Annotated in this window: 2 protein-coding genes; both read left to right on the top strand. The window is 70.5% G+C overall.

The annotated features are described in order from the left end of the window. Positions 1-26 precede the first annotated feature (26 nt). A complete protein-coding gene (locus ABZ562_RS40800; RefSeq protein ID WP_361490458.1) occupies positions 27-6,071 on the top strand; it encodes an SDR family NAD(P)-dependent oxidoreductase in 6,045 nt (2,014 codons plus the stop codon). Between the two features lie 48 nt (positions 6,072-6,119). After that, the coding region (locus ABZ562_RS40795; RefSeq protein ID WP_361490456.1) for a beta-ketoacyl synthase N-terminal-like domain-containing protein at positions 6,120-10,236 on the top strand (4,117 nt) is incomplete at its 3' end.

Here is a 10,236-nt window from a genome sequence, read left to right as displayed (position 1 = left end):
GGGGTATGTGGGAGCAGGCCGAGGGGATGGGTGGTCGTCTGGGTGAGGCGGACATCGACCGGCTTCGGCGTCAGGGGTTCCCGCCGCTGTCCACGGGGGACGGGCTCGCGCTGCTGGATATGGCTTTGCAGGTCAATGAGCCCGTCGCGTTGCCGGTCGCGCTGCGGACCAGCGTGCTTGCCGGGTTCCGGGACAGTCTGCCGGGTGTGCTGCAGGCGCTGGTCCCGGCCACTCCCCAACAGCGCCGCACCGCAGGCCGGTCCGCCGCAGGTGAGGGGGGTGTGCTTGTCGGCCGGCTGCGGGGTCTGCCATCTGCGGAGCAGAATCGGGCGCTGCTGGATCTGGTGCAGACGTCGGTCGCTGCCGTGCTGGGGCATGCCTCCGCCGCGGCAGTCGAGCCGACCAGGGCGTTCAAGGATCTCGGTTTCGACTCGCTGACCGCTGTGGATCTGCGTAATCGGCTCAGTGGCGGGACCGGGCTCCAGCTGTCGGCCACGATGGTGTTCGACCACCCCACCCCTGCCTCCCTCGCCGGGTATCTGCGTGAGCAACTGCTCGGCGTGGTCGAGGAGCAGGCGGTGGAAGATCGCCCTGCTGAGCGTGCGGGTGCCGTCGATGAGCCGATCGCGATCGTTGGCATGGGCTGCCGCTACCCAGGTGGCGTGACCTCGCCCGAGACGCTGTGGGAGCTGGTGGACTCTGGTGGCGACGGGATGTCGCCGCTGCCGGTGGACCGTGGCTGGGACACGCAGGTGCTGGACGACATCGCGGCCGTCGGGGGTTTCGTGGAGGATGCCACGGAGTTCGATGCGGAGCTGTTCGGGATCTCGCCGCGTGAGGCGCTGGCGATGGATCCGCAGCAGCGGCTGCTGCTGGAGACCTCGTGGGAGGCGCTGGAGCGGGCGGGCATCGACCCGTTGTCCCTGCGCGGCACGGCCACTGGAGTGTTCTCCGGCGTCTCGGGCAGTGGGTACGGCGGGAACATGCAAGACCCCGAGGGCGAGACCGGTGGGTACCTGCTCACCGGCAGCACGCCGAGCGTCGCCTCCGGCCGCGTCGCCTACGCGCTCGGGTTCGAAGGTCCGGCGGTGTCGGTGGACACGGCGTGCTCGTCGTCCCTGGTCGCCCTGCACCTGGCGTGCCAGGCGCTGCGCGCGGGCGAGTGCGAGATGGCGCTCGCCGGAGGCGCGACCGTGATGGCCACGCCGGGCATCTTTCTGGAGTTCTCGCGGCAGGGCGGGCTGGCCGGGGATGGCCGGTGCAAGTCCTTCTCGGACGCCGCGGACGGCACCGGATGGGCGGAGGGCGCCGGGGTGCTGGTGCTCGAACGCCTCTCCGAGGCCGAGCGGCTGGGGCACCCGGTGCTCGCGGTCGTGCGCGGGAGCGCGGTCAACCAGGACGGTGCTTCCAACGGCCTGACCGCGCCGAACGGCCCCTCCCAGCAGCGCGTCATCCGCCAGGCCCTGGCGAACGCGCGCCTCTCGACCTCCGAAGTGGACGCAGTGGAGGCCCACGGCACCGGCACCACGCTCGGCGACCCGATCGAGGCACAGGCACTGCTGGCGACGTACGGCCAGGACCGTGACGGTCAGGATCCCCTGTGGCTGGGCTCGATCAAGTCGAACATCGGGCACAGCCAGGCCGCGGCCGGCGCGGCCGGATTGATCAAGATGGTGATGGCGCTGAGGGAAGGGCAGCTGCCGAAGACCTTGTACGTCGACCGTCCCTCGTCCCACGTGGTCTGGGAGTCCGGTGCGGTCGAGCTGCTGACCGAGGCCCGTGCCTGGCCGCGCGGTGAGCGGCCACGTCGGGCGGGCGTCTCGTCGTTCGGCATCAGTGGGACCAACGCGCACGTCATCATCGAGGAGGCCGAGGAAGCTCTCACGATCGAGCCGCCCGTGGCCGTGGAGCGGCCGTCGGCGGAGCTGCCGGTGGTTCCGTGGGTGCTGTCCGGCCGCAACCCGCAAGCGACGCGGGCCCAGGCGGCACGAATTGCGGCATTCCTCGCTGAGTGCCCCGACCGGTCTCCGGCGGATGTGGGCCTTTCGCTCGCGACGACCCGGGCGGCGCTGGAACACCGGGCAGTGGTGCTCGGCGCCGACTTCGCCACCCTGCACTCGGGCGTGGCCGCGCTGGCCGACGGCGACGCCTCCGTGGTGTCCGGTGTGGCGGCCGAGGGGCGTACGGCGTGGATGTTCACGGGCCAGGGCAGTCAGCGGCCCGGCATGGGCCGCGAGCTGTACGAACGATTCCCGGTGTTCGCCAGGACCCTGGACGAGGTCTGCGGCCATATGGATGCCGATCTCGACGGCGCCGCCGAGTTCCCGGTCCCGGTGCGGCAGGTGCTGTTCGCGGACGACGGCTCCGAAGGGGCGGGACTGCTGGACCGGACGGGGTATGCCCAGACGGCGCTGTTCGCTGTTCAGGCTTCCGTTGTGGAGCTGCTGCGTTCCTGGGGAGTGCGCCCGGACGTGGTGCTGGGCCACTCGGTCGGCGAGCTGGCCGCCGCCTACGCAGCGGGCGTGCTCGATCTCGCCGACGCCGCCCGGTTGGTGGCGGGGCGTGCCCGGTTGATGCAGGCGCTGCCCTCAGGCGGCGCGATGGCGGCGATCGAGGGCACCGAGTCCGAGGTCGCCGACATCCTCGGCGGGTTCGCCGAGGGCGAGAGGGCGGCGGTCGCGGCGGTCAACGGGCCGATGTCGGTGGTGGTTTCCGGTGACGAGGACGCGGTCGAGCGGGTGATGACGGTTGCGGGGGAGCGGGGTCGGCGGGTGTCGCGGCTGCGGGTGAGTCATGCGTTCCACTCGCCGTTGATGGAGCCGATGCTGGCGGAGTTCGCCGAGATCGCGGCCAGCGTGACGTACCGGCAGCCGATCCTTCCGGCGGCCAGCACCCTCACCGGGCGGCCGGTCGACGAGCAGGACTGGGCCACCCCGCACTACTGGGTGCGCCAGGTCCGCCGCCCGGTGCGCTTCCACGACGCCCTGCTGACCACAACCGGCGAGCAGGCGGCGGCCCGGCTGCTCGAAATCGGTCCGGACCCGGTACTGACCGCGCTCGCTCAGTCCGAAGTGGACACGGCGGTGTCGGTGCTGCGTAAGGGACGGGCCGAGGCCGGGACCGTGATGGCAGCGGTGGCGGAACTGTTCGTACACGGGGACAAGGTCGACTGGTCCGCGGTGTTCGCCGAGAGCGGCGCCGAGCGGATCGACCTGCCGACGTACGCGTTCCAGCGGCAGCGGTATTGGCTTCAGGGTTCCCGGCCGGGCACCGATGCGAGCGGCTTGGGTCTGGGCGCGGCGGGGCATCCGTTGTTGGGTGCTTCGGTGGCGGTGGCGGGCTCGGATGCGGTGTTGTTGACGTCGCGGTTGTCGGTGCGGTCGCATCCGTGGCTGGCTGATCACGTAGTCGCCGGTTCGGTGCTGGTGCCGGGTACCGCGTTCGTCGAGCTTGCTGTGCAGGCGGGTGACCGGGTCGGCTGCGGCCGTGTGGAAGAGCTGACCTTGCAGGCGCCGCTGGTCCTTCCGGAGGACGGCGCGGTGCAGGTGCAGCTCAGCGTTGACGCGCCGGAGCCGGGCGAGGAGTGGCGTTCGCTGCGCGTGTACGCGCGCCCGGACGGCGCCTCGGCCGACCGGTCGTGGACCTTGCACGCCACGGGCACCCTCACGACCGAGCGTGACGCCGCTGACTGGGACCTGAGTGTGTGGCCGCCTGCGGGTGCGGAACCGGTCGCGCTGGACGGGCTGTACGAGCGGCTGACCGGCGCCGGGCTGGTCTACGGACCCGCGTTCCGTGGCTTGGGAGAAGTCTGGGCGAGCGGCGGTGACGTGTTCGTGGAGGCGGCCTTGCCGGAGGAGGTGGCCGGGGAGGCGTCGGCGTACGGTGTGCATCCGGCACTGCTGGACACGGTGCTGCACGCGCTCGGGCTCCAGAACCCGGACGCTGAGGGCGCGATGCTGCCGTTCCTCTGGTCCGGCGTGTCGCTGTACACCGTCGGTGTCTCGGCCGTACGGGTGCGGCTGTCGAGGCGTGGCTCGGGCGAGTTCCGGCTGTGCGTGGCCGATGCCGCGGGCGACCCGGTGGCCGAGGTGGCGTCGCTGGTGCTGCGGCCGGTGTCGGCCACCGACCTTGCTGCCGCCCGTGCCACGGCCGACAGCCTGTTCCGGCTGGAGTGGACCCCCGCGCCGACTCCGGCCGAGCCCGGCGAACGTGGCGGCTTGGCTGTCCTCGGTACCGATCCGCAGCACGAGGACGGGTGGTCTGCCGCGGGAGTCGCGGTGACCGGTTACGCCGACTTGGGCGCGTTGATCGCTGCCCTGGACGACGGTGTGGCGGTTCCGCGGACAGTGGTGCTACCGGTGGCGCCACATTCTGAGGATCTCCTGAGTGTGGTTGCTGGTGTGCTGGGGGCCATGCGGACGTGGCTGGCTGAGGAGCGCTTGGCGGGTTCGCGTCTGATGGTGTCGACCACGGGCGCGGTCGCGGTGAGCCCTGCCTCCGACACGGGGGAGCTCGACCTTGCGGCCGCCGGGGCGTGGGGCCTGGTGCGGTCCGCGATGAACGAGCATCCGGGAAGGTTCGCGCTGGCCGATGTGGATGGCGAACCGGACTCCTACCGGGCTCTGGCGGCGTACCCGGCCCAATCCGGGGAATCCGGGGAGAGTCAATTCGCGGTGCGACAAGGCCGGACCTGGGTGCCCCGGGTCGTCCGAATGACCCCCGCCACCGGCGAAGACATCCCGGCGACACGCTGGGACAAGGGAACGGTGCTGGTCACCGGTGGAACCGGCGGACTGGGCGCCGTGATCGCCCGCCACCTCGTATCCGCGCACGGCGTACGGGATCTGCTGCTGATCTCCCGCCGAGGCCACCAAGCGCCCGGCGCCCAGCAACTCCAGCGGGAACTGGTCGACTTGGGCGCCCGTGTGACGATCACCGCCTGCGACGTCAGTGACGAGCGGGCACTCGCCGACGTGCTCGACACAGTCCCTGACGATGCGCCCCTGGCCGGGGTGGTGCACGCCGCCGGTGTGCTCGACGACGGCATGATCACCGACCTCACTCCGGAACGTCTGGCCGATGTGCTTTCGGCAAAGGCGGAGTCGGCGCTGCACCTGCACCACCTGACGGCGAAATCCGACCTGCAGGCGTTCGTACTGTTCTCCTCGATCGCCGGAGTAGTCGGAAACGCCGGGCAGTCGGCCTACGCGGCGAGCAACACGGTGCTCGACGCACTCGCGGTGTCCCGACGCGCCCAGGGGCTGCCCGGCGTATCCCTGGCGTGGGGAATGTGGGAACACCCCGACGGCATGGGCGGCCGCCTCGGTGACGCGAACCTGGCCCGTCTGCGCGGGCAGGGCTTCGCGCCGCTGACCACCGAGCACGCGCTCGCGCTGTTCGACATGGCGGTACGGTCCGACGAGCCGATCGCGCTGCCGGTCTCGGTCAACACCACGGCACTGGCCGCACGCCGGGACAGCCTGCCCGGCATGCTGCACGGCCTCGTGCCGACGGCCGCCCGGCAGCGGCGCGCCGGGGACCGGAGCGGTGCGGGCAGTTCCGACGCGCTTGCCCGCCGCCTGCGGGGCCGGTCCGCGGCCGAGCAGGACCGGGTGCTGCTGGACCTGGTGCAGTCCCAGGTCGCGGTGGTGCTGGGACATGGTTCCGCTGGTGTGATCGATCCGGGGCGGGCATTCAAGGATCTCGGGTTCGATTCGCTGACCGCGGTGGACCTGCGCAACCGGCTCAACGGCGCGACCGGGCTCACCCTGCCCGCCAGCCTTGCCTTCGATCATCCGACGATCGAGAGCCTCGCCGGGTACCTGCGCGAACAGCTCGACCAGGGCTCCGGCGAGGGCGATTTCAGCCTGAGCGACCTGGAGAAGTTCGAAGCCGCAGTGCTCTCGATGGCCCAGGACGGCGCGCTGCGCAAGCAGGTGCGGTCACGAGTCAAGGCGATGGTGGCGCGGCTGGAGGAAGACCTGGGCGTCGGCGGTACCGAGAACGACGATATCGATTCCGCTTCACTCGATTCGATGTTCGAAATCATCGATCGCGAACTCGAAGGATGAGGGCGCCCATGACGGCACCCTCACGCGCGACAAAGGGGCTGGGCTCACGTGTCCACTGATGAGAAGACGCTGACGTACCTCAAGCGTCTCACCACCGACCTCCGCGAGACCCGTCAGCGCCTGCGAGAAGCGGAGGCGAAGGACCACGAGCCGATCGCGATCGTGGGGATGGGCTGCCGCTATCCGGGCGGTGTGTCGTCGCCCGAGTCCTTGTGGGAGCTGGTCGACTCGGCCGGCGACGGGATCACCGGGTTCCCGGCCGACCGTGGCTGGGACCTCGAGGCCCTGTTCGACCCGGACCCGGATCGTGCGGGCACCTCGTACGCGCGGGAAGGCGGTTTTCTGCACGACGCGGCCGAGTTCGATGCGGAGCTGTTCGGTATTTCGCCGCGTGAGGCCCTTGCGATGGATCCGCAGCAGCGGTTGTTGCTGGAAACGTCGTGGGAGGCGCTGGAGCGGGCCGGGATTGACCCGTTGTCGTTGCGCGGTTCGTCGACGGGTGTGTTCGCGGGGCTGATGTACCACGACTATGCGTCGCGGTTGCAGGTCGCTCCGGAGGAAATCGAGGGCTTTCTCGGGAACGGTAACGCGGGCAGCATTTTCTCCGGTCGTATCGCGTACGTCTTCGGGTTCGAGGGGCCCGCGGTGACGGTGGATACGGCGTGTTCGTCGTCGTTGGTGTCCCTGCATTGGGCGTGTCAGGCGCTGCGTGCGGGGGAGTGTGGGATGGCGTTGGCCGGTGGTGTCACCGTCATGTCGACTCCGTCCACGTTCGTTGAGTTTTCGCGGCAGCGGGGTCTGGCCTCGGACGGCCGTTGTAAGTCATTCGCGGACAGTGCGGACGGTACGGGGTGGGCCGAGGGTGCCGGGGTGGTGGTCCTGGAGCGGCTGTCCGACGCGCGGCGCCTGGGCCATCAGGTGCTGGCGGTCGTACGTGGGAGTGCGGTCAATCAGGATGGGGCGTCGAACGGGTTGACGGCGCCGAATGGTCCGTCGCAGCAGCGGGTGATTCGTCAGGCGTTGTCGTCGGCGCGGCTTTCGGCGTCCGAGGTGGACGTAGTCGAGGCGCATGGTACGGGTACGCGGCTGGGTGACCCGATCGAGGCGCAGGCGTTGCTGGCGACGTACGGTCAGGCGCGGTCAGAGGACGAGCCCTTGTGGCTGGGTTCGGTGAAGTCGAACATCGGCCATACGCAGGCCGCTGCTGGTGTTGCTGGTCTGATCAAAATGGTGATGGCGCTGCGCGCGGAGCGGTTGCCGCGGACGCTGCACGTGGATGAGCCTTCGGCGCAGGTGGACTGGACGGCGGGTGCTGTGCAGTTGCTGAGGGAGGCTCGTACGTGGCCGAAGGGGGAACGTCTGCGCCGAGCGGGTGTCTCGTCCTTCGGGATCAGCGGCACCAACGCGCACATCATCGTCGAAGAAGCGCCCGAGTTCGAGCTCCGGTCCGCACCTGACGTGGCCGAAGAGCCGCCTTCGGGGCAGCGGCTACCGGTGGTGCCGTGGGTGCTGTCGGGCCGGAGCGCGAAGGCGGTGCGGGCGCAGGCCGGACGTCTGGCCGAGTTTGCCAAGGAACAGGACTGCTCCGGTATCGACTTGGGTCTGTCGCTGGCGACGTCGCGTGCGGTGCTCGATCACCGTGCTGTGGTGCTGGGCGGGAATCTGGAGGATTTGCGTTCGGGTGTCGCCGAGCTGGCCGATGGCGGCACTTCTGTGGTGTCCGGTGCGGTGTCGGATGGGCGTACGGGCTGGATGTTCACGGGTCAGGGGAGCCAGCGGCTGGGTATGGGCCGTGAGCTGTATGCCGCCTTCCCGGTGTTCGCGCGGGTCCTGGACGAGGTGTGCGGCCACCTGGACGCGGAGCTTGGGGGCAGGCCGGGGTTTGAGGTCCCGGTGCGGGAGGTGTTGTTCGCGGCGGAGGGTTCGGCGGAGGCGGCTCTGCTGGATCGGACCGGGTATGCGCAGACGTTGCTGTTCGCGGTGCAAGTGGCGTTGGTGGAGTTGCTGCGGTCGTGGGGCATGGGTCCGGATGTGGTGCTGGGCCATTCGGTGGGTGAGTTCGTCGCGGCGTACACGGCGGGTGTGTTCGAGCTGGCGGATGCCGTGCGGTTGGTGGCGGGTCGTGCGCGGTTGATGCAGGGGCTGCCTGCGGGTGGTGCGATGGCGGCGGTCGAGGGCACCGAGTCCGAGGTCTCCGAGATTCTGAGTGGGTTTGCCGAGGGCGAGCGGGTGGCGGTCGCGGCGGTGAACGGCCCGAGCGCGGTGGTGGTTTCCGGTGACGAGGGTGCGGTCGAGCGGGTGATGGCGGTTGCGCGGGAGCGGGGCCGCCGGGTGTCGCGGCTGCGGGTGAGTCATGCGTTCCACTCGCCGCTGATGGAGCCGATGCTCGCGGAGTTCGCCGAGATCGCCGCGAGCGTCACCTACCGGCAGCCCAGTCTCCCGGCGGTGAGCACGGTTACGGGTGAGCTGGTGGACGAAGGGGATTGGGCGACTGCTGACTACTGGGTGCGGCAGGTCCGTCGACCGGTTCGCTTCCACGATGCTCTTGAGAGCGCCACCGGTACACAGAGTGTCAGTCGCCTGCTGGAGATCGGTCCGGATCCGGTGCTGACCGCGCTGGCCAAGGCGGCTTCGGACGTGACTGTGGTGTCGGCCCTGCGCAAGGGGCGGCCTGAAGCCGAGACCGTGTTGGGCGCCGTGGCCGAGGTGTTCGTGCGTGGCGCGAGGGTCGACTGGGCGGCAGTCTTCGCCGGGACGGGCGCGCGACGGGTGGACCTGCCGACGTACGCGTTCCAGCGGCAGCGGTACTGGCTGGAGGCCGCGCGGCCGGTCACCGACGCTCGTGGCTTGGGCCTGGGCGCGGCCGAGCACCCCATGCTTGGCGCGGCGGTGACCGTGGCCGGATCGGACGCGATGCTGCTGACCGGGCGGATCTCGGTCTCCTCGCACCCGTGGCTGGCTGATCACGCTGTGGCCGGCTCGGTGCTGGTGCCGGGCACGATGTTCGTCGAGCTTGCGGTGCAGGCCGCCGAGCGGGTTGGCTGCGAGCAGGTCGAGGAACTGACTCTGCAGGCGCCGCTGGTGCTGCCGGAGCAGGGCGCGCTGCAGGTCCAGCTCAGCATCGACAGTGCCGAGGGCACGGAGGAGGGCCGACGCGCAGTGCGCGTCTACTCGCGCCCCGAGGAAGCGGCGGCCGAGGAGCCGTGGACTCTGCATGCCACGGGGACTCTCATCTCTGGTGGGACTGTCGCGGATTGGGACCTGGCCGTGTGGCCGCCTGCCGGTGCGGAGCAAGTTCCGGTCGAGGGCTTGTACGAACGGCTCGCCGGTGGTGGCCTGGTGTACGGTCCGGCTTTCCGTGGTCTGCGGGAGGTCTGGCGGCACGGCGAGGACCTGTTCGTAGAGGCGGCTCTGCCCGAGTCGCTGTCCGGCGATGCGGCCGATTTCGGTCTGCACCCGGCACTGCTCGACTCTGTGCTGCACGCCTTGGGGGTGGGGGGCCAGACCGGCGAGGGAGCGGCGCTGCCGTTCTCCTGGTCGGGTGTGTCGTTGTCGGCGGTCGGTGCGGCCGCGGTGCGGGTGCGGCTGTCCGTGAGGGGATCTGGCGAGGTCGCCTTGCAGATCGCCGACGCTACGGGTGCTCCGGTGGCCGAGGTGGAGTCGCTGGTATTGCGGCCGGTGTCGACCGCGGATCTGGCCGCGGCGAACTCCCCGCATCGGGACAGCCTGTTCCGCCTCGACTGGATCCCCGCCCCGGCACCCGCCCCCGCCCCCGCTCCCGGCCAACTCGGCGGGTCGGGTGCTGCCTTGGCCGTACTCGCCGACACCGATGAGTGGCGCGACGCGGGTGTTCCGGTGACCGGTTATGCCGATCTGGCCGCGCTGACCGCCGCGCTGGATGACGGTTCCGCCGTCCCGGACACCGTCGTGCTTCCGTTGCGCTCCACGGACACCGGGGTCACCGGTGCGGTGGCGGGTGTTCTGGGTGTGGTGCGTGAGTGGTTGGCTGAGGAGCGTTTCGCGGGGTCGCGGTTGGTGGTGTTGACGTCGGGTGCGGTGGAGGTGGCCTGGGGCGAGGATGGTGCTCGCGATGTGTTGGATCTCGCGGGGGCTGGGGTGTGGGGTCTGGTGCGGTCGGCGATCAGTGAGCATCCGGGGCGGTTCG

Origin of the sequence: Streptomyces sp. NPDC019937, assembly GCF_040631655.1 — a bacterium.
GTDB lineage: Bacteria > Actinomycetota > Actinomycetes > Streptomycetales > Streptomycetaceae > Streptomyces.
The sequence above is the reverse complement of the archived record's forward strand: the minus strand, read 5'-3'. Positions and strand labels throughout refer to the sequence as shown.